Here is a 24,915-nt window from a genome sequence, read left to right as displayed (position 1 = left end):
CGCATGGATGATGAGAGGTCTATCGGCATTCTCGTTCGCGGGAACACCGCCTATTTCCCGCGCCCCGAGTTTCGGCGCGATCAAGTTTCCTATGATGCGCTAACCCCCGCTGCGGCGCACGGCATCCTCGACCGCATCCATTGGCGACCCGCGATCCGCTGGGTCGTCGACGCTATAGCGGTGTTGAACCCTATCGTATTCGCTCAAGCGGTCCCGTCGGACAAAAGTCACGTCTCGAGCCGGTCCGTTTTTCTGCGTGACGTCGGCTATCTGATCGATGCGCATTTCGAACTCACTGAACGCGCAGGATCTGCGGACGAGCCAAGCCGGCACCGTGGGATGTTCCGGCGGCAGGTCCGGAAGGGCACGTCGGTGTTTCTCGGTAGTGATGCTCATCCCGCAACGGTCGCACTTTGCGACGACGTTTCGGCCGACGCGCTTCGTCCGATCGATCTGACGCAGGATCTCGGCTGGATGGTGCACGGGCCTGACTTCAGCGACCGAGGTCGGCTGCGTTTCTTTCGTGCGCAGATGATGCGCGGGATCATTGTCGTACCCCCGCCCGGCAGCCCCGAGATCTATGGCTGACCCACGCCCGCACGTCATGCTTGGCACGATGCCCGATCCCCCGCTATCCGCACGCGAATGATCAAGCATGCGCTCCCCGTCACCCGCGAGGCGGATTTTGCCACCTGGTACCAGTCCGTCATCGCCGAGGCCGATCTTGCCGAGGAATCGGGGGTGCGCGGGTGCATGGTGATCCGGCCGTGGGGCTATGGCATCTGGGAGCGGATCCAGCGGCTGCTCGACGATCGCATCAAGGCGACGGGGCATGAGAATTGTTACTTTCCGCTGTTCATCCCGCTCTCCTATTTCGAGAAGGAAGCCGAGCACGTCGAGGGCTTCGCCAAGGAGATGGCGGTCGTCACGCATCACCGGCTGGTGGCGGACGGGAAGGGTGGGCTGACCCCCGATCCCGCCGCGAAGCTCGAGGAGCCGCTCGTCATCCGCCCCACCAGCGAGACGGTGATCGGCACCGCCTTCTCGCGCTGGGTGCAGTCGTGGCGCGACCTGCCGGTGCTGATCAACCAATGGGCCAACGTGGTGCGGTGGGAGATGCGCACGCGGATGTTCCTGCGCACCGCTGAATTCCTGTGGCAGGAGGGCCATACCGCACACGCCAGCGCGGACGAGGCGCGCGAGGAGACGCTGCGCATGCTCGAAGTCTATCGCGACTTCGCCGAAGAGTGCCTCGCGCTGCATGTGATCGCCGGCGAGAAGCCCGAGAACGAGCGCTTTCCAGGCGCCGTCGCGACCTATTCGATCGAGGCGATGATGCAGGACGGCAAGGCGCTGCAGGCAGGCACGAGCCACTTCCTGGGTACCAATTTCGCGCACGCGCAGAACATCCGCTTCCAGAATGCGAGCGGCGAACTCGAATATGCCAAGACGACGAGCTGGGGCGTCTCGACCCGTATGATCGGCGGCGTCATCATGGTGCACGGCGACGACGACGGCCTGCGCGTGCCGCCGCGGATCGCGCCGTGGCAGGTCTTGATCGTGCCGATGCTGCGCGACAAGCCGGAAGACGCCGAACTGATCGATTATTGCAAGGCGCTGCAGGCGGATCTCGCGAAGCAGGTCGCGCTGGGCGAGCCGGTGCGCGCGCTGCTCGATCTGAAGCCTGCCAAGGCCGCCACCAAGCGCTGGGGCTGGGTAAAGAAGGGCACGCCGATCATCGTCGAGGTGGGCCCGCGCGACATGGCGGGCGGCAACGTCTCCGTGCTGCGTCGCGATCGACTGTACCGCTCGGACGGCAAGCTCGACAGCCGAGTCGTCGGCCGCGACGGCTTCGTCGCCGACGTGGCGGCGCAGCTCGATGGCGTGCAGGCGACTCTGCGTGAAGAGGCGACCGCACGGCTGAAGAGCAACATCGCGCCGGTCGACGATTGGGCCGGGGTCGAGGCGATGTTCGGCGACGATGCGCGCAAGCCGGGCTGGGCGGACGTCGCGTGGTCGAAGCCGACCGGCGCCGCGCTCGATGCGGTGGTCGAGCGGCTGAAGGCGCTGAAGCTTACTATCCGCAACGCGCCGATGGGGCAGACCGGCCATCCCGGCGCACCGTGCATCTTCACCGGCGAAGCGGCGGTCGAGCGCGTGCTGATCGGGCGGTCCTACTAATGGCGGTCTGGACCCGCCCGATCGATCTGGCGCAGCTGACGGCGCTCGGGGACGGCGTGCTGCCGGGCCTGCTCGAGATCGAGTTCACCGCTCATGGCGACGACTGGATGCGGGCACGCATGCCGGTGGACAAGAAGGTGCACCAGCCGTTCGGGCGGCTCCACGGCGGCGCGTCGGTCGTCCTCGCCGAGACGGTGGCGTCGGTCGCGGGTGCGATGGCGGTGCCCGAGGGCAAGGTGACGGTGGGGCTCGACATCAACGCCAATCACGTGCGCGCCGCGCGCGACGGCTACGTCCACGCCACTGCGACCGCGGAGCAGATCGGGCGCACGACGCAGGTATGGACGATCCGGATCGAGGACGATGCCGGCAAGCTCGTCTGCCTATCGCGCATGACCGCCGCGGTGATCGACGCCGCGCAGGGCTGACGGCGCCGGCTGGCTCGCCGGCGCCCTTTCCAACAATCAGTTGTTGCCGCCGATGATGTCGCCGAGCCCGCCGAGCACCGAGCCCTCGCCGCGATTACCGCCGGTGCCGCCCGCGGCGGCGAGCATCCGGCCCGCGAGCCGTGCGAACGGCAGTGACTGGATCCATACCTTGCCCGGCCCCGTGAGCCGCGCGTAGAACACGCCCTCGCCACCGAAGATCATGCTCTTCACGCCGCGCACCATCTCCAGATCGAAGTCGACCGAGCGTGTGAAAGCGGCGAGGCAGCCGGTATCGACGTGAAGCTGCTCGCCGGGGGCAAGTTCGCGCTCGACCAGCGTCCCGCCCATCTGGACGAATACCCAGCCGTCGCCGTCGAGCTTCTGCATGACGAAGCCTTCGCCGCCGAACAGCCCGGTCATCATGCGCCGCTGAAAGAAAACGCCGATCGACACGCCCTTCGCCGCGGCCAGGAAGCTGTCCTTCTGGCAGATCAGCGTGCCGCCGACGTCGGCGAGGCGTATCGGCAGGATCGATCCCGGCGTCGGGCTGGCAAAGGCGACGCGCGCCTTGCCGTGGCCGCGGTGCGTGAAGACGGTGGTGAACAGGCTCTCGCCCGTCACCAGCCGTCGGCCGGCGCCGAGCAGCTTGCCCATGAACCCGCCGTCGCTGCCGCCCGAGCCGTCGCCGAACACCGTCGTCATCTCGATCGACGCGTCCTTCCACACGAAGGCGCCCGCCTCGGCGACCGCGCTCTCGCCCGGATCGAGCTCGATCTCGACGAACTGCAGTTCCTGCCCCTTGATCTCGAAATCGATGTCGTCCGACACGCCGGTGCGGGCGTGATGCGACCAGGGTCCAGCGGTCATGGCGTCTCTCACTCCATCTGTGTTGATCAACTAACACACGTCTGTTAGCCGAACGATCGACACAAGGGGAAGGGCTATCATGCGGGCAACATTTCGGCTGGCGCTTGGCGCGGCGTTGGCAGTGGGGGGCGTCGTGGCGTCGCTGACCGCGCAGGCGCAGCCGGCACGGTTCGATCCGCGGCGGTATCGCGACTTCGCCGGTCCCGCGTCGCAGGTGCTGGTGCTCGGCACGCCGCATCTGTCGGGCATGCCCGACACGTTCCGGCCCGAGCAGCTGGCGCCGCTGCTCGACCGGCTCGCTGCGTGGAAGCCGCAGCTGGTGACGATCGAGGCGCTGTCGGGGCCGCAGTGCGAGTATCTGCGGCGCTACGCGGCGCTCCACGACGATCCGGCAAAGGATTACTGCCCCGATCCGTCCGCGGCGCAGCGCGCGCTCGGGCTCGACATGGCGGGGGCGACGCTCGCCGCAGAGGCGATGCTGCGGGCGTGGCCGGCCGCGCCGAGTGCGGGCCAGCGCCGGAGGCTGGCCGCGCTGTTCCTGGCGGGTGGCGATCCGACGTCGGCGGTGGTGCAGTGGCTGCGGCTGCCGGCGAACGAGCGGCGCGCGGGCGATGGGCTGGACGACGCGCTGGTCGCGATTGTCACCAAAGCGCAGGCGCGCCGCAACGAGAATGTGCAGATCGCTGCGGTGCTAGCCGCGCGACTGGGGCTCGAGCGGGTCTATCCGACTGATGACCATACCGCGGACGATGAAGTCAGCGCCGATCCCGGCTACGGCAAGGCGATCGGCGCGGTGTGGGACAATCCCTACATCAAGCAGCGCCTGGCAAAGGATGCAGCGCTGAACGCGGCGATCGCGCAACCGGGCGGGATGCTGTCGCTGTACCGCGCCTACAATGATCCGGCGGAAGCGGAGACGGTGTACCGAAGCGACTATGGTGCCGCACTCAACGAAGCATCGCCGCAACGCTACGGGCGGCGCTACGCCGGTTGGTGGGAAACGCGCAACCTGCGCATGGTCGCGAACATCCGTGCGGTGCTCGCCAAGCAACCGGGCGCGCGGTTGCTGACGATCGTCGGCGCTTCGCACAAACAATATTTTGACGCCTATCTCGACATGATGCACGATGTAGCGGTTGTGGACGCGCAAACGGTGCTGCGCTGATGTTGACGCTGCCCGGCCGGGTTCTTTATTGAGAAATCGCGGGCGGTCCTTTTCCGGGCCGCCCTTGCTGTTTTCAGGAGACGTCCCGTGTCGATCACCGCGCTCATGCCCGTCTATCCCCGCTGCGGGGTGCGGCCGGTGCGAGGCGAGGGCTGCCACCTGATCGGCGAGGACGGCTCGCGCTACCTCGATTTCGCGAGCGGCATCGCGGTGAATGCGCTGGGGCATGGTCACCCTGCGCTGACCAAGGCTATCGCCGACCAGGCGGCGACGCTGATGCACGTCAGCAATCTATACGGCAGCCCGCAAGGCGAGCATTTCGCGCAGCGGCTCGTCGACAACACGTTTGCCGACACGGTGTTCTTCACCAATTCGGGCGCGGAGGCGGTGGAGTGCGCGATCAAGACCGCGCGGCGCTACCATTTCGCCAACGGCAATTCCGAGCGGCACGATCTCATCACTTTCTCGATGGCGTTCCACGGCCGCACGATCGGCACGATCTCGGCGACCAACCAGGCCAAGATGCGCGACGGGTTCGAGCCGCTGCTGCCCGGCTTCAAATACGCCGAGTTCAACGATCTCGAGGGTGCGCTGGCGCTGATCGACGAGCATACCGCCGGCTTTCTGGTCGAACCGATTCAGGGCGAGGGCGGCATTCGCGCGGCGACGCCGGAATTTCTCCAGGGCCTGCGCAAGGCGTGCGACGAACACGGGTTGCTGCTGGTGCTCGACGAGGTTCAGGCAGGCTACGGCCGCACCGGCAAGCTGTTCGCGCACGAGCTCTACGGCATCACGCCCGATATCATGGCGGTCGCGAAGGGCATCGGCGGCGGCTTCCCGCTCGGCGCGTGCCTCGCGACCGAGGAAGCGGCCAAGGGCATGGTGTTCGGCACGCACGGCTCGACCTACGGCGGCAACCCGCTGGCGATGGCGGCGGGCGAGGCGGTGCTCGACGTCATCCTCGGTGACGGTTTCCTGGATAATGTCGCGCGGATGGGTGACCGGCTCCGCTCCAGCCTCGAGCAGATGATCCCCAACCACGATCACCTGTTCGACAGCGTGCGCGGCCATGGCCTGATGCTCGGGCTCAAGCTCAAGAGCGACAGCCGCCGCTTCGTCGAATTCGCGCGCGACCATCATGGCCTGTTGCTCGTGTCGGCGGGCGAAAACGTCGTGCGTATCCTGCCGCCGCTGGTGATCGACGAAAGCCATATCGCCGAATGCGTCGAGCGGCTGAGCGAGGCCGCGCGGGTGTACGTGCCCGTCAGCGACGACTGAAACGTACAAGGGGGAGAGGGACATGTTGGCGGATTCGATCGTGTCGGCAGCAACGGACGGCTTCACGCGTCGCCGCCGCGTCCATCTGGAAACAACCACGCTCGCCGGCGCGCCGATCTCGGAGATCGAGCATGTCGGCGGCGGGCTGCTGCGCTATCGCCATCCCGGCCAGCCGAGCGACCATTTTGTCCCCGAGCGGGCGATCCTGCGCATCTCGGTCATGCCGCCCGAGGACGAATTGTGATCCGGCACTTCCTCGACCTTTCGGATGCGGGCGGTGACGGGCTCGCTGCGATCCTCGCCGACGCGCTCGATCGCAAGGCCGCGCGCGCCGGGTGGACCAAGGGGCGGGTGGATGCCGATGCGCCGCTCGCCGGCCACGTGCTCGGCATGGTCTTCGAGAAGAATTCGACGCGCACGCGCGTGTCGTTCGACATGGCGGTGCGCCAGCTCGGCGGCCAGTCGATCGTGATGGATGCGGGGCAGATGCAGCTTGGCCGCGGCGAGACGGTGGCGGATACCGCGCGCGTCCTGTCGGGCTACGTCGATGCGATCATGATCCGTACCGACGATCATGCCAAGGTCGAGGAGATGGCGGCGCACGCCTCGGTGCCGGTGATCAACGGCCTCACCGATGCGTCGCACCCGTGCCAGATCGTCGCCGACCTGCTGACGATCCTCGAACAGGGCAAGACGCTGCCCGGCCTCAAGGTGGCGTGGCTGGGGGACGGCAATAACGTGCTCGCCTCGATCATCGAGGCCGCCGGGCTGCTGCACTTCGACGTTCTCGCCGCCTGCCCGCAGGGGTACCAGCCGCCCGACGCCGCTCTGGCGCGCGGTAAGGGCCGCACGCGTGTCGTCGGCACCGCACGCGAAGCGGTGGAGGGGGCGGACATCGTCGCCACTGACACGTGGATCTCGATGGGGCAGGCACATGCCGAGACGAAGCTCGCGGCGATGCTGCCGTTCCAGGTCGACGCCGCGCTGATGACGACGGCGAAGCCCGACGCGCATTTCCTTCACTGCCTGCCGGCGCACCGCGGGGAGGAAGTGACGGCCGAGGTGATCGACGGCCCGCAGTCGCTGATCTGGGCGGAGGCGGAGAACCGGCTGCACGCGCAGAAATCGATCCTGCGCTGGTGCTTCGGCCAGATCGGTTGATCTCGACCCGGTGATAGCCATCTAATCGGCTCCTGCCTGCTCGCCGCCGCGTCCGTTCGCCGCCCCCCGGCATCGGACAGTGCGTGGCGATCGGCCCAGCCCGAACGGACGCAATGCACGCCACCACCCGAGACATCGATCGCGCGATCGGCTTCGCGATTCCCCAGCACCATGCCCGCGGCCGCATCGTCCGCCTCGGCCCGGTGCTTGACCAAATCCTCGCGGCGCACGCCTATCCCCCGGCGATCGAGGCGCTGCTCGCCGAAGCGCTGACGCTGACGGCGCTAGTCGGCTCGACGCTGAAGGACGCCGACGGCCAGCTGACGATGCAGACGCAGAGCGACCAGGGCGTCGTCCGCCTGCTGGTGTGCGATTATCGCGGCGGCGAGCTGCGCGGCTACGTGCAATATGACGCGGATCGCCTGGCCGATGCGCCGTCCGATCCGACGCTGTTCGCGCTGTTCGGGAAGGCGTATCTCGCGATCACCTTAAATCTCGCGGCGTCGGGCGAGCGTTATCAGGGGATCGTGCCGCTCGATGGCGATCGGCTGGCGGACGCAGTGCAGAGCTATTTTGCGCAGTCCGAACAGATTCCGACGCATGTTCGCGTCGGCTTCGCGAAGGACGCGGGGGGCTGCATCGCCGGCGGATTGCTGCTCCAGCATCTGCCCGAAGGCGAGGAAGGGCGCGAGCGGCTCCACACCAAGCTCGACCATCCCGAATGGGAGCATGTCGCGACGCTGGGGGCGACGATGGGCACCGACGAGCTCGCCGATCCAGCCCTATCGCTCGAGACGCTCGTGTGGCGATTGTTCAACGAGGAGGAGAACGTCCGCGTCCTTGCCAGCACCGCGATGGTCAAGGGATGCCGCTGCTCGATCGATCACATCCGTTCGGTGCTGGCGAAGTTTCCGGCCGACGAGCGGCGCGCGATGGCGGACGAGAACGGGGTGATCGGGGTAGATTGTGCGTTCTGCTCGACGGTTTTTCCGATCGGGGTCGACGATCTCACCGAATCCGAGTCGATTGATGATACGCATGTGTAACGGATCTGCTATGGTGAGCTACCCGCTCGAGACCTGAGGATCGCAAGGCCGCCGGGGCAGGGGATAGAGACCATGCTTCGATCGTCGCGCCTGAGCCTGGCCGGGCTCGTTGCCGTTTCCGCCGTCGCGAGCGCGCAAGCACCGCGCACGGCGACCGACCAGCTGTCCACGGGCAGTTGGATGCTGCACGAGAGCGGATCACGCAGGCCGGGTCGCGCCTTGTGCGTGCGCGAAGCCGCTGAGCTGCTGCAGATCCACCATCCCGGGTTGTCGTGCGCACGCTTCGTGGTGGCGAACGAGCCGCACGCCGTCACCGTCCATTATACCTGTCCGGGTGCCGGCTACGGCCGCACCACGTTGATCGTCGAAACGCCGACCCGCGCGCGTATCGAAACGCAGGGGCTGGCACACGGCGCGCCGTTCAACGTTCAATATGCGGCACAGCGCGATGGAGCGTGTGCCGCTTCCGACAGAAATTAGCGCCTCGTTAATGCTTCGCGCGTTATGTCGGCTCATGCTTCTAGCCGAGCATGACCCTCTCTAGATTTTTGCCCTTGCGGGCACCCTTGGCCGCTCGATCGTTCGAGCGGCCTTTTTCTTGCAACGCCGGGCCAATCGGCCTAGCCGCGCCGCGATCATGACAAGCGAACAATCTCAACCAGCGCTCGCGCCGGCCGTGGTGCTCGTATCGGGCGGGCTCGATTCGATGGTGTCCGCCGCGATCGCGCGCGAGGCGGGGCATCCGCTGCTCGCGCTCTCGATCGACTATAACCAGCGCCACCAAGTCGAGCTCGCCGCCGCCCGCCGCATCGCCCGGCTGCTCGGCGCGACGCGCCACGTCGTCCTGCCGATCGACCTGTCGGCGTTCGGCGGCTCGGCGCTGACGGCGGATATCGAGGTGCCGAAGGACGGCGTGGGCGGCGACATTCCAGTTACCTACGTTCCGGCGCGCAACACCGTGTTCCTCAGCCTCGCGCTCGCCTGGGCCGAGGCATCAGGTGCGCGTTCGCTCTACATCGGCGTCAATGCGCTCGACTATTCGGGCTATCCCGATTGCCGGCCCGAGTTCATCGCTGGCTTCGAGACGCTCGCCGAACTCGCCACCAAGGCCGGCGTCGAGGGGAAGCCGTTCCGCATCCATGCGCCACTGCAGAGCATGACCAAGGCCGATATCGTGCGGGAGGGCACAAGGCTCGGGCTCGATCTCGGGATCAGCTGGTCGTGCTACGATCCCGCGCCGGGCGGGCTTCACTGCGGGCTGTGCGACAGCTGCCGGCTGCGTCACAAGGGGTTCGACGACGCCGGGATCGCCGATCCCACCGCCTACGCGGTCACCCCGCCGGCACCCTGATGAGCTACGCGGTCAAGGAAATGTTCCTCACCCTACAGGGTGAGGGCGCACAGGCGGGGCGGCGGGCGGTCTTCGTCCGTTTCACCGGCTGCAACCTGTGGTCGGGGCGCGAGCAGGATCGTGCGACCGCGATCTGCCGTTTCTGCGACACCGATTTCGTCGGCATCGACGGGCTCGGCGGCGGGCGCTTCGCCGATGCCGCGGCGCTCGCCGACGCAGCGGTCGCGATGTGGCAGGGGGGCGAGGCGGATCGCTTCGTGGTGCTGACCGGGGGCGAACCGATGCTTCAGGTCGACGACGCGCTGGTCGATGCGCTGCACGCCGCGGGCTTCTTTATCGCGATCGAGAGCAACGGCACGCTGCCCGTCCATCCCGAGATCGATTGGGTGTGCATCAGCCCCAAGGCGGGCAGCACGACGGTGCAGCGCCGAGGCAACGAACTGAAGCTGGTGTGGCCGCAGCCGGGCAGCGACGTCGAGGCGATGGAGGGGTGGGATTTCCACCACCATTTGATCCAGCCGCTCGACGACGCCAATGCCGCGGCGAACCAGGCAGCGGCGATGGCGCTAGTGATGGATCGGCCGCGCTGGCGCCTGTCGTTGCAGACGCACAAGATGCTCGGCCTGCGCTGAACCGGCGGCGGGGAAGCGCCGCCGATCGCGATCAGTGCTTCTTCTTGAGGCCGTGAAGCTTGTGCCACAGATAGAATGCGCCGGCGGCGACGATCGCGACGCCGATGACGATATGCGCCTGATGAAACGCCGCTTTCAGCCGCGGATCGGTATGCCACGCGCTGCCCAGCTTCGCGCCAACCCAGGCGAGCAGGTAGCAGAACGGCCACGAGCCGATGAACGTATAGACGTGGAACGGGATCAGCTTCATCCGCGCGACCCCGGCCGGAAAGGCGATGAAGGTGCGGATCACCGGTAGCATGCGCCCGATGAGGATCGCAGCCGCGCCCCAGCGGTTGAAGAAGCGATCGGCGAGGTCGAGCTCGGCCGGACCGACGAGCACGTACTTGCCCCATTTCTCCGCCATCGGTCGCCCCCCGCGGCGCCCAACCTCATAGGCGACGATCGAGCCGAGATTGCAGCCCAGCGCGCCCGCCGTCGCCGCGAGATAGAGGTTCATCTCGCCCGTCGACACGAGATAGCCGGCGAACGGCATGATGATCTCCGACGGCAGCGGAATGCACGCGCTCTCGATCGCCATCAGCAGGGCGACGCCCCAATAGCCACCTGCGCGGATGACCCCCACCACGAAGACGAACAGCGCCGCGATAATCTTCTCGATCATGGCGCGCGCCCTGCGTGAAGCCGCAGCGCCGGTCAATCCAGGGAGCGGCCGGGTAACGAAACGTCGCGGATCGCGTGGCGGATGGGCTGGCGAACTGCTGTGCCGATCGCTTTGTGAAAGCCGACGCTAAGCGGCGGCGGCCTTGGCAAGTTTAAGATCCGCGACGAAGTGGGCATATTCTGCCGTCCGCGCGGCTTCATCGGGCAGCCGCAGCAGGTAGCTCGGATGCACCGTGATCCAGGCCTCGCCGCCGCCGTCGGGCAGGGCAAGCGCGCGACCGCGCTCGCGGCTGATCGTCATCGCCTTGCCGAACAAGGATCGCGCGGCGGTGGCGCCGAGCGCGACCGTTACCTTCGGCCGGACCAGCATCTGCTCCTGCTCGATCCACCAGCGGCACGCCTCGATCTCGCCGGCGTCGGGCTTGGCGTGAATGCGCCGCTTGCCGCGCGGCTCGAACTTGAAGTGCTTCACCGCGTTGGTGACGTAGGTTTGGGCGCGGTCGATCCCGGCCTCACCGAGTGCCCGGTCGAACACCTGCCCAGCGGGGCCGACGAACGGGCGCCCGGCCAGATCTTCCTGGTCGCCCGGCTGCTCGCCAACGAACATGATCGCCGCCGATACCGGCCCTTCGCCGAACACCGTCTGCGTCGCGGGGCGATAGAGATGGCAGCGCGTGCACCCCAGCGCCTCCTCGCGCAGCGCGTCCCATGCAATCTCGCTGTTGCCGCCCGGCGCTGTCCGTGCCTTCTCGATCATCCCGCTCTCCCGTGCCTGTGCCCGCGCGAGCAGTCCGGGGACGAGCGCGGTTTCCGGCATGTTCTTCCAGTATTTGCGCGGCATCTCCTTCAGCATCGCGCCGACCTTGACGCGCGCCGGGTTGAAGATCGACGCGTAATAGGTTTTCCACACCTCCTCGATCGGATCGCCGTCGGGCGCATCAGCCTTGGTCGCGCCGGGCCCCTCGCTGAGCGCGGCACCATCCCAGTGCAGCGATACCTCGGGCGTCAGGATCGACCAGCGCATGCTGGCGAAACGGTTGACGAAGAAGGCGGCGTTGGCACGCACGATGTGATGATCGGGCTCGAACCACGCGACGTAGCGGCTCTCGCCCCCGCCTTCGCTGTCGTCCGCGACCTCGCGGAAGCGGACAAAGGCGCGCATCTTGTGGATATCGCGGCGCACATGCTTCGCGAGGCCCTCCAGCCGGCGCACCAGTGGGTCTGCGTGATCCTCGATCAACCCGGTCTCGCGCCGCAGCCGAATGAGCAGGGTGTAGAGCAGCGCGAAGCGCTCGGGATCGCGGTGCAGGATTGCGTTGCGCGCGAGATCGATGAAGCCGCGCGGCACCTTGAGCGGCGTGCCGACGGCGTCGTGGCGTGGTGTCGCGCCAGCGGCGAACAGATCACCGCCGTGCGATCCCACCTGCCATACGATGTCGTCCGGCGGCACGTCGTCGCTCGCCAGCGCGCGCGCCTGATCGCGCCACGCGTCGAAATCGTCGGGCGTCGCCAGGGTGACGAGACGCATCGCGCCGCGCGCCGCCGCGTCGCTCAGTCGCGCTCGTCGCCGCCCGGCGGATTGTCGCGCGCGAGCTCGAGCTCCTTGGGCTTACGCTCCTCGTAGGTATCCGCCATTTCCGCCTCGACCTTGTCGTCGAGCACAGCGTCGGCCGCCGGGAACATTTCTTCCTCTTCTTCCTCGATGTGATGTTCGTAGCGGTGGCGCATGTGGAAGAACTTCGATTCCCACTCGTCCGATCCGAAATCGAGGTCCATCAATTCGCCGAGCAGGTCGTCGACCTCCTTGTGCTCAGCGACCGAGTGGCGCGCGTCGTCGCGCAGATCGGGCTTGCCGAGCATCACCGCGTAGAGCGACTCTTCCTCCGCCGCGGCATGGCTTTGCAACTCGAGCCGGAATTCCTCGAACAGCTTCTTGCGCTTGTTGGTATCGCCGCGGAGTTCGCCGAGCGATTTGAGCATCGCCCGCTGCTTGTCATGATCGGCCTTCAGGTCGCGATAGATTTGCGCCGTCGTCATCGTCTGCCCGTCCTTCAAGGTTCAGGCAGGTAACCGGTCAGGCGACGGCTTGTTTCACTTGCGATCGCTTCGCAGCGCCGAGGTCAGGTGAACGCTGCTTCGGCCTGCGCCAGCGCGCGCGGATCGTCGACATCGAGCCACCAGGCGTCGCCGACGTCCACGACGCGCGCATCGCCCTGCGCCGCCAGCGTCTCGACCCCGGCGGAGATCGATCCCGGCCCGCCGCCGGCGATCGATTGCCGAAGGGCGTCGTGGAAGCGGCCATCGACCGCAAATACGCCGCAGTCGAACGCGTCATAGTCGGCGAGATGCTTGCCGATCGCGACGATCCGATCGCCATCGGTGCGTACGCGCGTGACGTCGTCAAGATCGACGAGCGGATTGTCGAGCCGGCGGTCGATCGCGAGCGTCAGCGCGGCGGCGGGCGCGGCGATGGTCGCGTGCACGATGGCGGGATCGAACAGATGGTCCGCCATCATCAGGAGGTGCGGTGCGGCGCCGATAACCGCCGCGCCCGTCAGCACCGAGTGGCCGTTCGCGAGATTCCAGTCGGGCGTCGCGACGCAGGTGATCGCCGGATCGAGCGTATGGAGGAAGCCGGCAAGCCTCGCACCCTCGTGTCCGGTGACGACGACGAATTCGGTCGCGCCGCCCGCCCGCGCCGCCGTGATCACGCGCGCAATCAGCGGCACGCCGGCAACCATGGTCAATGGCTTCGACGGGGAGACCGACCGCAGCCGGCTGCCATAGCCGGCTGCGACGATGAGCGCTTTCATCCCGATATCCTGGCCTGCGCCGCCCGCTTATTCGGCGGCGATGCGCGCGTCGGCGTGAATGAACTCGTCGGTCAGCTGCGCTGCGACGTCGTCGGTGAACTGCTCGGGCGGGTGCTTGCAGAAGAACGCCGACGGGCCGGTCAGCGCGCCGCCGGTGCCGCGGTCGAGCGCCACCTTCACGCAGCGGATCGCGTCGACCACAACTGCCGCGGAATTGGGCGAGTCCTCCACCGACAGGCGCAGTTCGAGGTTCATCGGCACGTCGCCGAACAGATTGCCCTCGAGCCGAAGGAAGCACAGCTTGTTGTCGTGCAGCCAGGGGATATAATCCGACGGGCCGACGTGAATGTTCTCGTCCGCCAGCCGCTCGGCGAGCACCGCCTGCACTGCCTCGGTCTTCGATTCCTTCTTGCTCGACAGGCGATTGCGGTCGAGCATGTTCATGAAGTCGGTGTTGCCGCCGGTGTTGAGCTGATAGGTGTGATCGATCGTCACGCCGCGCTGACGGAACAGGTTCGACAGCACGCGGTGGACGATGGTCGCGCCGACCTGCGCCTTCACGTCGTCGCCGATGATCGGCAGGCCGGCCTCGGCGAACTTCTTCTCCCACTCGGGGCGGCTGGCGATGAACACCGGCATGCAGTTGACGACGCCGACGCCTGCCTCGAGCGCGCATTCCATGTAGAATTCGGTCGCGTCCTGGCTGCCGACGGGCAGGAAGTTGACGAGGATTTCCGCACCCGACGCCTTCAGCTCGGCGATGATCTCCGCCTTGGACGCATCGCGCGTCTCGTCAATCTCGAAGCCGCGATCGTTCGCCGCGGTCAGCATGTGCTTCGCGACGCCGTCGAGCTTCGCGCCCATCTTCACCACCGTGCCCGTATTCGGCACGTCGGCGTGGAACACCTTGGTGCAGTTCGGCTTGGCGAAGATCGCCTTGCCGAGATCCTGACCGACCTTGCGCGAATCCACGTCGAACGCCGCGACGAAATCGAGATCGGACACGCGATAACCGCCGATCTCCTCGTGGATCAGGCCGTGCGCCGTGTTGCTCGAGGCATAGTGATACTTGCCTTGTACCAGGCTCGACGCGCAATTGCCGACCCCGATAACCGCAACCTTGATCGTCGCCATTTCTATGCAAACCCCCGAGCGCCGGGAAACCGCCCGGCGATGACAAAAGAATGGCAGCGTCGTGACAGATGCGCGACGCCTGTCAAGCGACGCATGGCGGTGCTAGGGGCACGCCCAAGGGGGCGCGAAAAGTGGCGACGATCGAATTGCGACCGACTGTGACGGGAAAGCCGCGCGAACTGCAAGGCTTTTTGAATCGCGTTCTATATCATCCCGCGGCGCGTCGGCTCGCGACCGCGCTCGCGCGTACGCCGGTAACGCCCAACATGGTATCGCTGTTCGGCGCCCTGATGGTGGTGACGACCGGCATCCTCTACGCGCGCGTCGGCACGCCCGCCGCGATCGCCGGCGGTTTCCTGCTTCATCTGCTGTGGCATGTCGTCGACGGGGCGGACGGCGATCTGGCGCGGATGACGGGGCGGGCGAGCCCGATCGGCGAACTCGTCGACGGGCTGTGCGATTACGGCGGGCACATCATCCTCTACGTCCTGCTTGCCACCACGCTCGACGATGCGATCGGGATCGGCGCATGGGTGCTCGCGGTAGCTGCCGGTCTCTCGCGCGTGATGCAGTCGGTGTTCGCGGAGAGCTCCCGGCGCAGCTACCAATGGTGGGCCTATGGCGTGCCGTGGCTGCAGCACAATCGTGCCGTCCCGCGCGGGCCTGGCCGGGCGTTCAGCGCGCTCTACCTGCTGCTCTCGGGGCTTGTCACCGGCGCGACCGACCGCGTCAACGCGCTGGTCGCGGGCGCGGAGATCGATCCGCACGAGCGGCATCGGATCGCCCGGCTCGCGCGTGAGAGCGGCCCCGCGATCCTCGGCATTCCGGCGGCGCTGGGCGCGAACCCACGCACCGTCATGCTCGGGGTCAGTATGCTCGCCGGCAGCTCGATCTGGTTCTTTCTGGTGGAGATCACCGTGCTCAACGTTTTGCTCGTCTTCGGCATCGCGCGCCAGCGTGCGCAATGCCGCCGCCTGATCGACCTCATCGCCCGGGGGCGCGGCTGATGGCCGGGCTCTGGTTCGAACAGTTCGAGATCGGGCAGCGCTTCGTCCATGAGATCCGCCGGACGGTGATCGAGGCGGACAACATGCTGTTCTCCGCGCTGACCTACAATCCCGCCGCGCTGCACATCGATCACGCTTATGCCGCGACGACCGAGTTCGGCCGCCCGCTGATCAACTCGCTCTTCACGCTCGGCCTCGTCATCGGGCTGAGTGTCCAGGACACGACCTTCGGCACCACCATCGCCAATCTCGGCATGAGCGAGACGGTGTTTCCCAAGCCTGTGTTCGCAGGCGACACGATTCGCGTCGAGACGGAGGTGAAAGCGCTGCGCCCGTCGGCGTCGCGGCCGGGGCAGGGAATCGTCACCTTCGAGCACATCGGGCTGAACCAGCGCGACGAGATCGTCTGCCGCACGACGCGTGCCGCGCTGATGATGGCGCGCCCCGCCAGCTGATCGCGGAACCAGCCGCCGATGTCCTCGTTGCCCTAGCGTAACGGGAGATGAAGATGATCCGTCTGATGATGGTCGCCGGTGTCGGCGCGTGCACGCTCGCTCTGGGGGCGTGCAACGAGGACAAGCTGGAAACCGGCATGCCGGTGGCAGGCGGTGCAAGCGCTAGCGCAATGCTGAAGACGGCGGCGGGCGTCGATGCCGGTCGCGCGACCGCGACCGAGGTCGCCGGCGGCCTTCGCTTCACCGTCGACGTGATGGGAATGCCTGCGGGCACGCACGGCGTCCACGTCCATACCACGGGACGCTGCGACGCGCCGACGTTCGAGACGGCGGGCGGGCATTGGAACCCGACGGCGATGAAGCACGGATCGATGAACCCGCAAGGGCCGCACCAGGGCGACATTCCCAATCTCATCGTCGATTCGGGTGGCCGCGGCACCGTCGCCGCGACCGTGCCGAGTGCGACCATGGCAGGATTGCTCGACACCGACGGCGCGGCGTTCATTGTCCATGCTGGGCCGGACGATCTCAAGACCGATCCGTCGGGTAACAGCGGCGGCCGGCTTGCCTGTGGCGTATTCCAGGCGTCCTGATTTATGAATGAGGCGGCGGGAGCGCGATCGCGCGCCCCGTCGCGCTACTCCTTTCGGCTGAGACTGACGCCGTAGAGTTCCATGCGATGATCGACGAGGCGGAAGCCAAGGCGCTCGGCGATCTGCTTCTGTAGCAATTCGAGCTCGGGATCGACGAATTCGATCACGCGGCCGGTTTCCACATCGATCAAATGATCGTGATGCGCCTCGGGCGAAGGCTCGTAGCGCGCACGCCCGTCGCCGAAATCGTGCCGGTCGAGGATGCCTGCCTCCTCGAACAAGCGTACGGTGCGGTACACCGTCGCGATCGAGATCCCCGGATCGATCGACGATGCGCGCTCGTACACCTTTTCCACGTCGGGATGATCGTCCGCCTCGGACAGGACGCGCGCGATGACGCGGCGCTGCTCGGTGATGCGCAGGCCCTTTTCCTGGCACAGGGTCTCGAGATCGATCTTGCGTGGCATGCCGACCATGTAGGACGGCGGGCTTGTTGCGAAAAGCGCTACCGACTCGCAACAAGTGATAACGCAGCAGGCGCTGGCAATCAGTCCAGCGTCACGGCATAGCTGTGCGCGTCGAAGCTCTCGCCGTTGCGACCACGGTAATAGGCGCGGCGCTCGCCCGTCATCCGGAAGCCGTGTGCCTGGTAGAGCGCGATCGCCCCATTGCCGGCCCGCACCTCGAGATGAACGACGGTCACGCCGCGCCCGCGCGCCTCGGCCATCACGCTACGCAGCAGGGCCGCGCCGATCCCGCGCCTTCGATAGCGCGGCGAGATCGCGAGCAGCAGCAGCTCTGCCTCGTCGAGAATCAGCCGCGCCAGCGCGAAGCCGACAATCGCGCCGTCGACGCGCGCCAGCGTCAGCCAGATGCCGGGCAGGCCAAGGATGCCGAGGCATTGCGTCCGCGTCCACGCCTCCCCGAAGCGCGGTTCGAACGCTTCCTGCATCACGCGCTCGACCGCGGTGATGTCGGCTGCGGTTCCGGTAACCAGTTCCACCATGCGCAGATCGGTGCTCACGCCGGCAGCTTCGCGTCGGGCGCGCGGCCGTAGAGCGGGCGCGGCGGCAGACCGGTGAGATCGGATGGCAGCAGTCGGACGTCGGCGGCGTGAGGCAACGCGTCACGCACGTCCAACGAAGAGTCAATGGCGAGCAACCGGCGCGCCCCGCTGCCGACCGCAGAACGCCCCTCCAGCGCCGCGATCGCAGCTTCGGGACGTAGCGAGACCAGCGTATCATCCGAAACGAGGGGCGAGGCGGCGAATCCCTGCATGAACACCTCACCGTGCCCGCCTTCCAGCACGACGGCAAGCGGACCCGCCACGCCATGTGCAAGAGCGCCCGCGGCGACAACGCTCATCGACGAATAGCCATGTACCGGCACCTGCCAGCCGAGTGCCAGTCCGCGCGCCGCGGCGATACCGACGCGAATGCCGGTGAAGCTACCCGGCCCCACATCGACGAGGATCGCGTCCGTGCGACCGCCGTCGGGCAGTTCGGCTATCATCGGCACCAGTCGCTCGGCGTGTCCGCGCCCGACCACTTCGTGCCGCGCGGCGATCACCGCGCCATTCTCCAGCAGCGCGACCGAGCAGGCGGCGGTGGCGGTTTCGATGACGAGCATGCGCGACATGGCGCTTCTTTGCCACCGGCCGCGCGGGGCTCAACCCGTTTCAGGCGATGCGGTTGAACTTTTCGAAGGCCGGGCGTGGGCTGCGATCGAAGATCGTGGCGGGATCGCCGTGGCCGAGCGTGGAGATGAAGTTCACCCGCACGCCGGGCTGATCGGCGAAGAACGCCTTGTCGACCTCGCCGCCGTCGAACCCGCTCATCGGCCCGGTATCGAGCCCAAGCGCGCGCGCGGCGAGGATGAAATACCCGCCCTGCAGCGACGAATTGCGGAACGCGGATGCCTCGCGCAGCTCAGCATTGCCGTCGAACCAGCTCTTCGCGTCGGCATGCGGAAACAGCTCGGGCAAATGCTCGTGGAAGTTGGTGTCCATGCCGATCACCACGGAAACGGGCGCACGCCGGACCTTGTCGGCGTTGCTGTCGCTAGCGCACGCCGCAAGCTTCTCCTTCGCTTCCTGGCTCACGCACCACACGAACCGCGCGGGCAGCTGGTTCGCGCTGGTCGGCCCCATTTTGACGAGATCCCACAGCGCATGAAGCTGCGCCTCCGTCACCGGCTCGTCGGTGAAACCGTTATAGGTGCGGCCCTCACGGAACAGGCGATCAAGGGCAATGTCGTCGAGCGGGGTGATCATCGATGAACTCCGGGCAGGTGCGAAACGGCGGATCAGACCGCGCGAACCTCGGTCACTTCGGGCACGTAGTAGCGCAGCAGCTGCTCGATCCCGTTCTTCAGTGTCGCGGTGGACGATGGGCAGCCGGCACAAGCACCCTGCATGCGCAGGAACACCTTGCCCTTGTCGAAGCCGCGATAGACGATGTCGCCGCCATCGTTCGCGACCGCCGGGCGTACGCGCGTGTCGATCAGGTCCTTGATCTGCTCGACGATCTCGGCGTCCGCGGGGTCGTCGGCGAAAGTTTCCTCGGCGGCCGGCACCGAGAAGCCGGCGGACGGTGCCCGGAACAGTGGCATCTGCGCGCTGAAATGATCCATCAGGATCGCCAGCACATCGGGCTTCAGGCCGCGCCAGTCGACGCCCGGTGCCGCGGTGACCGACACGAAGTCGCGCCCGAAGAACACGCCCGTCACGTCCCCCAGACCGAACAGCGCATCGGCCAGCGGCGAGGCTTCGGCCTCTTCCGGCGTCGCGAAATCGCGCGTGCCCGCGTCCATCACGGTCTGTCCCGGCAGGAACTTCAGCGTTGCCGGGTTGGGCGTCGGTTCGGTCTCGATCAGCATGGCCGCCATGTGGCGCGCGCGCGGCGGGCGATCAAGCGTCGGCAGCGAAAGGAATGGTTTCCCGTCGCGCAGCTCGGCTGCCTGGCCTAGACGTGGCGCGACCATGACCGAACGGATCAGTCCCGCCACCGCCCGCCGCATCGCGCTCGCCGCGCAGGGGTTCGGTACGCGCAAGCCCGCGCGCGTCACCGGCGGCCACCTGCGGCGTACGCTCGATCGCGTCGCGCTACACCAGATCGACAGCGTCAATGTGCTCGCGCGGGCGCATTATCTGCCGGCGTTCTCGCGGCTCGGCGCGTACGATACCACGACGTTCGATCGCGCCGCGTGGGGCAGGGGGCGGCACCGGCGGATGTTCGAATATTGGGCGCACGAGGCATCGCTCCTCCCGCTCGATCTTCATCCGCTGCTGCGCTGGCGCATGGCGCGTGCCGATCGCGGCGAGTTGCGCTCCGCCGGGATGCGTGCGTTCGCGACCGACCGTCGCGGCGAGGCGATGGCGCTGCTCGATCGCATCCGCGCGAACGGGCCGCTCGCCGCGTCCGACGTCGAGACGGGGCGCACCGGCTGGTGGGCGTGGAGCGGCGCGAAACAGGCGCTCGAATGGCTGTTCTACGCCGGCCACGTGACCACCGCGTCACGCCGCCGCGGGTTCGAGCGCGTCTACGATCTTCCCGAGCGCGTCCTGCCGCGCGCGATCCTCGACCTGCCGACGCCCGACGTGGCAAGCGCACAGGCGGCGCTGGTCGAGCGGGCGGCGCGCGCCCTCGGCATCGCTACCGCGGGCGAGCTACGCGATTATTTCAGGCTTTCGCCCGCGGACGGTGCAGGTGCGATCGCCCGGCTCCTCGCGCAAGGAACGCTCGTGCCCGTCTCGGTCGATGACTGGCCGCCGGCGTTTCTTCATCACCGCGCACGCCGGCCGCGACGGATCGAGGCCCAGGCGCTGCTCGCGCCGTTCGATCCGCTGATCTGGGAACGTGCGCGGGCGGAGCGGCTGTTCGGCTTCCGCTACCGCATCGAGATCTACGTGCCCCCCGCGAAGCGAACGCACGGCTATTACGTCCTGCCGTTCCTGCTGGGCGACCAGCTTGTCGCGCGCGTCGACCTCAAGGCCGATCGGGCGCATGCCCGGCTGCGCGTCCAGTCGTGCCACCTTGAGCCGGGCGCGCCGGCGGAGACGTCGGATCGGCTCGGCGCGGCGTTGGAGGAGATGGCAGACTGGCTTGGGCTCGGCGCGGTGCTGGTGCGGCCTCAGAGCGGCTGAGCGACGCCGTTGTGGGCAGCGATACCGCCGCGCATATGCCGCACCGATGCCGGGCCGCGCATCGCCGCGACGATGCGGTCGGCGATCCATCGCCCCGGGTTGCGCAGCGGCCGCGCGACCTGGAGCAGCAGGATCATACGGGTTCCGGCGGTGTCGTTCCACACCGCGTGTGGATAGGTATCGTCGAACACCAACGTCTCGCCTTCCGCCCAGCGCACGACGCGATCGGCGATCCGCATGCGCGCATCGCCGTCGCGCGGCACCACCAGCGCCAGATGGCAGGTGATCAACCCCTTGGTGAACCCACGCGGCGCAGAAATGCGCGCGCCCGGCGCCAAGATCGAGAAGAAGGCGCTGTGCAGGCCGGGGATCGCGCCGATCAGTGCGCTCGTCACCGGGCAGTGGATGGCATTCTCGTGCATCCCATCGCCGTCGCGCCACAGGCGGAACGATTGCCAGATGCCGGGCCTGACTGCCCGCGCATGATCCGGCGGGATGGCAGCGAGGCCGGGCTTCGCCTGCGCGAGTAACGCGACCGCCACCGCCTCGTCGCGGATCGTGCGCCAATTGTCGCGCAGCGCCTGCGTCCAGGGGAAGGCCCGAACGTCGAGCACGGGGGCATTCGGCACCAGCGAGGAGGCGGCGATCACGCGATCGAGCGCACGCCGGATGCTCGTCAGCGCTAGGATCGCCAACGACTCGCGTGGCTTCGGTGCGTGTATCGTGGACCAATCGGCCACCGGCGCCGGCAGGGCAGAACGGTTACCGATCGGCGGCTCCTCCGAACGGCGGAACGCGGCGAGATCGCCGTGATCCTGCCGCAATCGTGGTCGTGCGTTGCTGATCGTACTGGCCATCCTCGTGTCCGTCCGGCGCCGCGATCGCTTGTCTACGCCGCGATCTGCACGCGGCCGACGGGTTGCGGCTTCGCGCCGTCGCTAGGGTCGATTCGCGACGAAAACGTGGCGGTTGCGCGTTGCTCGAAAGATCGCGCCGGGGTGTGGCAACGATGCACGCGGGTGGCTACAATCGTCCGCATGATCGCTTTTCCGCGCGCGCTCGGCGCGTCGTTCGCCGCCGTCTCGCTCCTTGCCGTTGCCGTCGTTCCCGCTATCGGTCAGCAGGCGGCGCGCAAGCCCGCCCGGCCTGCGGTGCCCGCGGCCGCGCTGCCCGCGCCTTCGCAGACGACGGTGGTCAATCCCGCGTCGATACGCGTCGATACCGCGCCATGGCTGTTCAAGGGATCGGACATTCCGCCCGACCCGGCGTGGAACTTCGGCGCGCTGCCCAACGGGCTGCGCTACGCGGTGCGCAAGAACGGCGTGCCGCCCGGCCAGGTCGCGGTGCGCGTGCGGATCGATGCCGGATCGCTCAACGAGACCGACAGCGAGCGCGGTTACGCGCACCTCATCGAACACCTCTCGTTCCGCGGATCGAAGTACGTGCCGGACGGCGAGGCGAAGCGCGTGTGGCAGCGCTTCGGCGCCACCTTCGGTTCGGATTCGAACGCCTCCACCACGCCGACGCAGACCGTCTACAAGCTCGACCTCCCGGCCGCGACCGAGACCAACCTCGACGAGAGTCTCAAGATCTTCGCCGGCATGATGTCCGAGCCGGGGATCAACGATCAGGGGCTCGCCGCCGAGCGCCCCGCCGTCCTCGCCGAGCAGCGCGAGGCGCCGGGGCCACAGGTGCGGCTGTCGGACGCGCGCAATGCCTTGTTCTTCGCCGGCCAGCCGCTCGCGGATCGCTCGCCGATCGGCAACGTCAAGACGCTCGAGGCGGCGACCGCCGGGAGCGTGAAGGCGTTCCACGATCGTTGGTATCGCCCGTCGAAGACGGTGGTGATCATCTCGGGCGATATCGATCCGGCGATCGCGGCGCGGCTCGTCGTCAAGAATTTCGGCGGCTGGAAGGGCGTCGGCCCCAATCCGGCCGAGCCCGATTTCGGCAAGCCCGACCCCAACGCCACCAAGACCGCGGCGATCAGCGAGGCGTCGCTGCCGCCGCTCGTCATCGCCGCGACGCTGCGGCCGTGGACGTATCGCGACGACACGGTGATCTTCAATCAGAAGCGGCTCGTCGACCTCGTCGCGATGCGCGTGATCAATCGGCGTCTCGAGACGCGCGCACGCGCCGGCGGCAGCTTCCTTCAGGCGAGCGTCAGCCTCGACGACGTCGCGCGCTCGGCGAACGGCACCTTCATCAGCATCCTGCCGATCGGCGACGATTGGGAGGCCGCGGTGAAGGACGTGCGCGCGGTGATCGCCGACGCGATGGCAACCGCGCCGACGCAGGCAGAGGTCGACCGCGAGACCGCCGAGTTCGACGGCGCGATGAAGAACGACGTCGAAACTGCGCGCGTCGAGGCAGGCGCGAAACAGGCCGACGACATGGTCCAGGCGCTCGACATCCGCGAGACGGTTGCCGGCCCGCAGGAATCGTACAACATCTTCCTCGCCGCCCGCCAAAAGGGGATGTTCTCCGCCGCCGGCATCCTCGAATCGACGCGCCGCGTGTTCAAGGGCGATGCCGAGCGCGCGCTGCTCAACACGCGCGTCGCTGATCCGGCCGCCGCAGCCAAGCTCGCCGCTGCACTGACCGCGGACGTGTCGAAGCTCGCCGGGCGCCGCGCGCAGCAGGCGAAGGTCGATTTCAAGGATCTGCCCAAGCTCGGCAAGCCGGGTACCGTCGCTGCGCGCGAGGCGGTGAGCGATCCGGGGGTGGAGAAGGTCGTCTTCTCCAACGGCACGCGCATGCTGCTCTACGCGAACTCGTCGGAAACCGGCCGCGTCTATTTGCGCGTGCGTTTCGGGCGCGGCCAGTCCGCGCTGCCGAGCGACCGCCCGACCTCGGCATGGGCCGCCGATTCGGCGCTGGTGCAAAGCGGCATCGGCAAGTGGAGCCAGGGTGATCTCGACGCACTCACCACCGGGCGGCGCATGGGGCTCGACTTCGATCTGACCGATGATGCCTTCGTGATGAGCGCGATGACGACGCCGGGGGATTATGCCGACAACCTCGCGTTGATGGCGGCGAAGCTGTCTGCGCCGCGCTGGGATCCGGCGCCGGTTCTGCGCGCCAAGGCCGGGGCACTCGCCGGTTATGCCGGGTTCGAATCGTCGCCCGACGGCGTACTCTCGCGCGATCTCGAGCGGCTGCTTCGCGCCGGCGACCCGCGCTGGGGACCGCCGACGCGCGCCGAGATCGACGCGCTGACGCCGGAGGCGTTCCGCAAGCTGTGGGAGCCGCTGCTCGCCACCGGCCCGGTCGAAGTCGACGTATTCGGTGACGTGAAGGCGGACGAGGCGATCGCTGCCGTCGCGCGCACCTTCGGCGCACTGAAGCCGCGCACCGAGGCGCCCGTCGTCGCGCCGTCGGCGGCGTTCCCGGCGCATAACGCGCAACCTGTGGTGCTGACGCACAATGGCGCGGATACGCAGGCCGCTGCCGTCATCGCTTGGCCGACCGGCGGCGGGACGGACGGCATTGCGGAAAGTCGCCGGCTCGACATCCTGTCGGCGATCTTCGGCGATCGGCTGTTCGATCGCCTGCGCTCGGTCGCCGGTGCGAGCTACAGCCCGAGCGCGGCGAGCCAGTGGCCGCTCGGCCTGCAATCGGGTGGGCGGTTGATCGCCGTCGGCCAGGTTGCGCCCGCCAACGTCGATCTGTTCTACAAGCTGAGCCGCGAGATCGCCGCCGAACTGGTCGCCAAGCCGGTCGATCAGGACGAGCTTCGCCGTGCGATCGGGCCGATGATGCAATATCTGTCGCGTGCGTCGTCGGGGAACCAGTTCTGGCTGATCCAGACGAGCGGCGGCGCCTATGATCCCAAGCGTCTCGCCGGCGCGAGCACGCTGGTCAGCGACTATATGTCGATCACGCCCGAGATCCTTCAGGCGACGGCGGCGAAATACCTTCGCCCCGAAAAGGACTGGACGCTGGTCGTCCTGCCCAAGGCCGCCGCCAAGTGATTGCGCGTCCCGTCCCGGCGATC

The 24,915-nt window shown here is 67.6% G+C and carries 28 protein-coding genes; 16 read left to right on the top strand and 12 right to left on the bottom strand.

Annotation, left to right across the window (positions count from 1 at the left end; all coding sequences use genetic code 11):
* Window positions 1–3 precede the first annotated feature (3 nt).
* The 3 genes from cas5c to F1C10_RS07080 are packed head-to-tail and all read left to right on the top strand — an operon-like array spanning window position 4 to window position 2,609.
* Complete coding sequence (gene cas5c, locus F1C10_RS07090) at window positions 4–588, top strand: type I-C CRISPR-associated protein Cas5c (protein WP_185209802.1); 585 nt, start codon at window positions 4–6, stop codon at window positions 586–588.
* A 57-nt stretch (window positions 589–645) separates the two neighbouring features.
* Window positions 646–2,181: an aminoacyl--tRNA ligase-related protein gene (locus F1C10_RS07085; protein WP_185209801.1), complete on the top strand. Its 1,536-nt coding sequence runs from the start codon at window positions 646–648 to the stop codon at window positions 2,179–2,181.
* Window positions 2,181–2,609 (top strand): hotdog fold thioesterase, encoded by a 429-nt coding sequence (locus F1C10_RS07080; protein ID WP_185209800.1) that lies wholly within the window; start codon window positions 2,181–2,183, stop codon window positions 2,607–2,609. Before F1C10_RS07085 ends, F1C10_RS07080 begins: the two co-directional genes overlap by 1 nt.
* Window positions 2,610–2,645: 36 nt before the next feature.
* On the opposite strand, the gene F1C10_RS07075 is transcribed toward F1C10_RS07080, so the two are convergent.
* A complete protein-coding gene (locus F1C10_RS07075; protein ID WP_185209799.1) occupies window positions 2,646–3,476 on the bottom strand; it encodes a TIGR00266 family protein in 831 nt (276 codons plus the stop codon).
* Window positions 3,477–3,555: 79 nt separating this feature from the next.
* Between F1C10_RS07075 and F1C10_RS07070 the strand changes: the two genes are divergently transcribed.
* The 8 genes from F1C10_RS07070 (at window position 3,556) to queE (ending at window position 10,109) form a co-directional block, all read left to right on the top strand.
* The gene (locus F1C10_RS07070) at window positions 3,556–4,641 is read left to right on the top strand and encodes a DUF5694 domain-containing protein (protein WP_185209798.1); all 1,086 of its coding nucleotides are present in this window, start codon (window positions 3,556–3,558) and stop codon (window positions 4,639–4,641) included.
* Between the two features lie 87 nt (window positions 4,642–4,728).
* A complete protein-coding gene (locus F1C10_RS07065) occupies window positions 4,729–5,919 on the top strand; it encodes an aspartate aminotransferase family protein (RefSeq protein ID WP_185209797.1) in 1,191 nt (396 codons plus the stop codon).
* Between the two features lie 22 nt (window positions 5,920–5,941).
* Entirely contained in the window at window positions 5,942–6,163 is a 222-nt protein-coding gene (locus F1C10_RS07060) for a hypothetical protein (RefSeq protein WP_185209796.1), read from the top strand.
* Window positions 6,163–7,080, top strand: a complete 918-nt coding sequence (gene argF / locus F1C10_RS07055) for an ornithine carbamoyltransferase (RefSeq protein WP_185210126.1) — start codon at window positions 6,163–6,165, stop codon at window positions 7,078–7,080. Before F1C10_RS07060 ends, argF begins: the two co-directional genes overlap by 1 nt.
* 113 nt (window positions 7,081–7,193) lie before the next feature.
* Complete coding sequence (locus tag F1C10_RS07050) at window positions 7,194–8,126, top strand: Hsp33 family molecular chaperone HslO (protein WP_185209795.1); 933 nt, start codon at window positions 7,194–7,196, stop codon at window positions 8,124–8,126.
* Window positions 8,127–8,198: 72 nt separating this feature from the next.
* Window positions 8,199–8,606 (top strand): hypothetical protein, encoded by a 408-nt coding sequence (locus tag F1C10_RS07045; protein WP_185209794.1) that lies wholly within the window; start codon window positions 8,199–8,201, stop codon window positions 8,604–8,606.
* Window positions 8,607–8,763: 157 nt separating this feature from the next.
* Window positions 8,764–9,477, top strand: a complete 714-nt coding sequence (queC, locus tag F1C10_RS07040; protein ID WP_185209793.1) for a 7-cyano-7-deazaguanine synthase QueC — start codon at window positions 8,764–8,766, stop codon at window positions 9,475–9,477.
* Window positions 9,477–10,109 (top strand): 7-carboxy-7-deazaguanine synthase, encoded by a 633-nt coding sequence (queE, locus tag F1C10_RS07035; protein WP_185209792.1) that lies wholly within the window; start codon window positions 9,477–9,479, stop codon window positions 10,107–10,109. Before queC ends, queE begins: the two co-directional genes overlap by 1 nt.
* Before the next feature lie 31 nt (window positions 10,110–10,140).
* Here queE and F1C10_RS07030 read toward each other — a convergent pair whose 3' ends face one another.
* From F1C10_RS07030 to F1C10_RS07010, 5 genes are all read right to left on the bottom strand, one after another.
* Window positions 10,141–10,773 carry a DedA family protein gene (locus tag F1C10_RS07030; RefSeq protein ID WP_185209791.1) on the bottom strand — a complete coding sequence of 211 codons (633 nt, stop codon included), beginning with the start codon at window positions 10,771–10,773 and terminating at the stop codon, window positions 10,141–10,143.
* A 126-nt stretch (window positions 10,774–10,899) separates the two neighbouring features.
* Window positions 10,900–12,300 carry a UdgX family uracil-DNA binding protein gene (locus F1C10_RS07025; protein WP_185209790.1) on the bottom strand — a complete coding sequence of 467 codons (1,401 nt, stop codon included), beginning with the start codon at window positions 12,298–12,300 and terminating at the stop codon, window positions 10,900–10,902.
* 23 nt (window positions 12,301–12,323) lie between these two features.
* A complete protein-coding gene (locus tag F1C10_RS07020; protein WP_185209789.1) occupies window positions 12,324–12,809 on the bottom strand; it encodes a hemerythrin domain-containing protein in 486 nt (161 codons plus the stop codon).
* A gap of 83 nt (window positions 12,810–12,892) precedes the next feature.
* Window positions 12,893–13,585: an NTP transferase domain-containing protein gene (locus F1C10_RS07015; protein WP_185209788.1), complete on the bottom strand. Its 693-nt coding sequence runs from the start codon at window positions 13,583–13,585 to the stop codon at window positions 12,893–12,895.
* Between the two features lie 27 nt (window positions 13,586–13,612).
* Entirely contained in the window at window positions 13,613–14,719 is a 1,107-nt protein-coding gene (locus F1C10_RS07010) for an inositol-3-phosphate synthase (protein WP_185209787.1), read from the bottom strand.
* Between the two features lie 191 nt (window positions 14,720–14,910).
* Between F1C10_RS07010 and F1C10_RS07005 the strand changes: the two genes are divergently transcribed.
* From F1C10_RS07005 to F1C10_RS06995, 3 genes are read left to right on the top strand one after another with little or no spacing between them, the layout of a single operon-like run.
* Window positions 14,911–15,726, top strand: a complete 816-nt coding sequence (locus tag F1C10_RS07005) for a CDP-alcohol phosphatidyltransferase family protein (RefSeq protein WP_258043119.1) — start codon at window positions 14,911–14,913, stop codon at window positions 15,724–15,726.
* Window positions 15,726–16,181, top strand: coding sequence for a MaoC family dehydratase (locus tag F1C10_RS07000; protein WP_185209785.1), 456 nt, complete (start codon window positions 15,726–15,728; stop codon window positions 16,179–16,181). Before F1C10_RS07005 ends, F1C10_RS07000 begins: the two co-directional genes overlap by 1 nt.
* A gap of 53 nt (window positions 16,182–16,234) precedes the next feature.
* Window positions 16,235–16,774: a superoxide dismutase family protein gene (locus F1C10_RS06995; protein ID WP_374939372.1), complete on the top strand. Its 540-nt coding sequence runs from the start codon at window positions 16,235–16,237 to the stop codon at window positions 16,772–16,774.
* A 44-nt stretch (window positions 16,775–16,818) separates the two neighbouring features.
* On the opposite strand, the gene F1C10_RS06990 is transcribed toward F1C10_RS06995, so the two are convergent.
* From F1C10_RS06990 to F1C10_RS06970, 5 genes are all read right to left on the bottom strand, one after another.
* Entirely contained in the window at window positions 16,819–17,241 is a 423-nt protein-coding gene (locus F1C10_RS06990; RefSeq protein WP_185209784.1) for a Fur family transcriptional regulator, read from the bottom strand.
* A gap of 80 nt (window positions 17,242–17,321) precedes the next feature.
* On the bottom strand, window positions 17,322–17,798 hold the full coding sequence (gene rimI / locus F1C10_RS06985; protein ID WP_258043118.1) for a ribosomal protein S18-alanine N-acetyltransferase: 477 nt from the start codon (window positions 17,796–17,798) through the stop codon (window positions 17,322–17,324).
* Window positions 17,795–18,412, bottom strand: a complete 618-nt coding sequence (gene tsaB, locus F1C10_RS06980; protein WP_185209783.1) for a tRNA (adenosine(37)-N6)-threonylcarbamoyltransferase complex dimerization subunit type 1 TsaB — start codon at window positions 18,410–18,412, stop codon at window positions 17,795–17,797. Before tsaB ends, rimI begins: the two co-directional genes overlap by 4 nt.
* 40 nt (window positions 18,413–18,452) lie before the next feature.
* Window positions 18,453–19,046 carry a malonic semialdehyde reductase gene (locus F1C10_RS06975; RefSeq protein ID WP_185209782.1) on the bottom strand — a complete coding sequence of 198 codons (594 nt, stop codon included), beginning with the start codon at window positions 19,044–19,046 and terminating at the stop codon, window positions 18,453–18,455.
* A gap of 32 nt (window positions 19,047–19,078) precedes the next feature.
* The gene (locus tag F1C10_RS06970; protein ID WP_185210123.1) at window positions 19,079–19,651 is read right to left on the bottom strand and encodes a NifU family protein; all 573 of its coding nucleotides are present in this window, start codon (window positions 19,649–19,651) and stop codon (window positions 19,079–19,081) included.
* Between the two features lie 103 nt (window positions 19,652–19,754).
* Here F1C10_RS06970 and F1C10_RS06965 point away from each other — a divergent pair, with 103 nt between their 5' ends.
* Window positions 19,755–20,918: a winged helix-turn-helix domain-containing protein gene (locus F1C10_RS06965; protein ID WP_185209781.1), complete on the top strand. Its 1,164-nt coding sequence runs from the start codon at window positions 19,755–19,757 to the stop codon at window positions 20,916–20,918.
* Here the strand turns inward: F1C10_RS06965 and F1C10_RS06960 are convergent.
* Window positions 20,906–21,775: an aspartyl/asparaginyl beta-hydroxylase domain-containing protein gene (locus F1C10_RS06960; RefSeq protein ID WP_185209780.1), complete on the bottom strand. Its 870-nt coding sequence runs from the start codon at window positions 21,773–21,775 to the stop codon at window positions 20,906–20,908. The two genes, F1C10_RS06965 and F1C10_RS06960, sit on opposite strands and share 13 nt — an antisense overlap.
* Window positions 21,776–21,955: 180 nt before the next feature.
* Here F1C10_RS06960 and F1C10_RS06955 point away from each other — a divergent pair, with 180 nt between their 5' ends.
* Window positions 21,956–24,892 carry a pitrilysin family protein gene (locus F1C10_RS06955; protein WP_185209779.1) on the top strand — a complete coding sequence of 979 codons (2,937 nt, stop codon included), beginning with the start codon at window positions 21,956–21,958 and terminating at the stop codon, window positions 24,890–24,892.
* Window positions 24,893–24,915: the final 23 nt, after the last annotated feature.

The sequence above is a fragment of the Sphingomonas sp. NBWT7 genome, from assembly GCF_014217605.1.
GTDB lineage: Bacteria > Pseudomonadota > Alphaproteobacteria > Sphingomonadales > Sphingomonadaceae > Sphingomonas.
This window is presented reverse-complemented; position numbering and strand designations above follow the sequence as displayed.

Bases quoted from the DNA above. Each gene is read 5' to 3' on its own strand.
- cas5c (WP_185209802.1), top strand. From the start codon at position 4: ATGGATGATGAGAGGTCTATCGGCATTCTCGTTCGCGGGAACACCGCC.
- F1C10_RS07085 (WP_185209801.1), top strand. From the start codon at position 646: ATGATCAAGCATGCGCTCCCCGTCACCCGCGAGGCGGATTTTGCCACC.
- F1C10_RS07080 (WP_185209800.1), top strand. From the start codon at position 2,181: ATGGCGGTCTGGACCCGCCCGATCGATCTGGCGCAGCTGACGGCGCTC.
- F1C10_RS07075 (WP_185209799.1), bottom strand. From the start codon at position 3,476: ATGACCGCTGGACCCTGGTCGCATCACGCCCGCACCGGCGTGTCGGAC.
- F1C10_RS07070 (WP_185209798.1), top strand. From the start codon at position 3,556: ATGCGGGCAACATTTCGGCTGGCGCTTGGCGCGGCGTTGGCAGTGGGG.
- F1C10_RS07060 (WP_185209796.1), top strand. From the start codon at position 5,942: ATGTTGGCGGATTCGATCGTGTCGGCAGCAACGGACGGCTTCACGCGT.
- F1C10_RS07050 (WP_185209795.1), top strand. From the start codon at position 7,194: ATGCACGCCACCACCCGAGACATCGATCGCGCGATCGGCTTCGCGATT.
- F1C10_RS07045 (WP_185209794.1), top strand. From the start codon at position 8,199: ATGCTTCGATCGTCGCGCCTGAGCCTGGCCGGGCTCGTTGCCGTTTCC.
- queC (WP_185209793.1), top strand. From the start codon at position 8,764: ATGACAAGCGAACAATCTCAACCAGCGCTCGCGCCGGCCGTGGTGCTC.
- queE (WP_185209792.1), top strand. From the start codon at position 9,477: ATGAGCTACGCGGTCAAGGAAATGTTCCTCACCCTACAGGGTGAGGGC.
- F1C10_RS07030 (WP_185209791.1), bottom strand. From the start codon at position 10,773: ATGATCGAGAAGATTATCGCGGCGCTGTTCGTCTTCGTGGTGGGGGTC.
- F1C10_RS07025 (WP_185209790.1), bottom strand. From the start codon at position 12,300: ATGCGTCTCGTCACCCTGGCGACGCCCGACGATTTCGACGCGTGGCGC.
- F1C10_RS07020 (WP_185209789.1), bottom strand. From the start codon at position 12,809: ATGACGACGGCGCAAATCTATCGCGACCTGAAGGCCGATCATGACAAG.
- F1C10_RS07015 (WP_185209788.1), bottom strand. From the start codon at position 13,585: ATGAAAGCGCTCATCGTCGCAGCCGGCTATGGCAGCCGGCTGCGGTCG.
- F1C10_RS07010 (WP_185209787.1), bottom strand. From the start codon at position 14,719: ATGGCGACGATCAAGGTTGCGGTTATCGGGGTCGGCAATTGCGCGTCG.
- F1C10_RS07000 (WP_185209785.1), top strand. From the start codon at position 15,726: ATGGCCGGGCTCTGGTTCGAACAGTTCGAGATCGGGCAGCGCTTCGTC.
- F1C10_RS06995 (WP_374939372.1), top strand. From the start codon at position 16,235: ATGATCCGTCTGATGATGGTCGCCGGTGTCGGCGCGTGCACGCTCGCT.
- F1C10_RS06990 (WP_185209784.1), bottom strand. From the start codon at position 17,241: ATGCCACGCAAGATCGATCTCGAGACCCTGTGCCAGGAAAAGGGCCTG.
- tsaB (WP_185209783.1), bottom strand. From the start codon at position 18,412: ATGTCGCGCATGCTCGTCATCGAAACCGCCACCGCCGCCTGCTCGGTC.
- F1C10_RS06975 (WP_185209782.1), bottom strand. From the start codon at position 19,046: ATGATCACCCCGCTCGACGACATTGCCCTTGATCGCCTGTTCCGTGAG.
- F1C10_RS06970 (WP_185210123.1), bottom strand. From the start codon at position 19,651: ATGCTGATCGAGACCGAACCGACGCCCAACCCGGCAACGCTGAAGTTC.
- F1C10_RS06965 (WP_185209781.1), top strand. From the start codon at position 19,755: ATGACCGAACGGATCAGTCCCGCCACCGCCCGCCGCATCGCGCTCGCC.
- F1C10_RS06960 (WP_185209780.1), bottom strand. From the start codon at position 21,775: ATGGCCAGTACGATCAGCAACGCACGACCACGATTGCGGCAGGATCAC.
- F1C10_RS06955 (WP_185209779.1), top strand. From the start codon at position 21,956: ATGATCGCTTTTCCGCGCGCGCTCGGCGCGTCGTTCGCCGCCGTCTCG.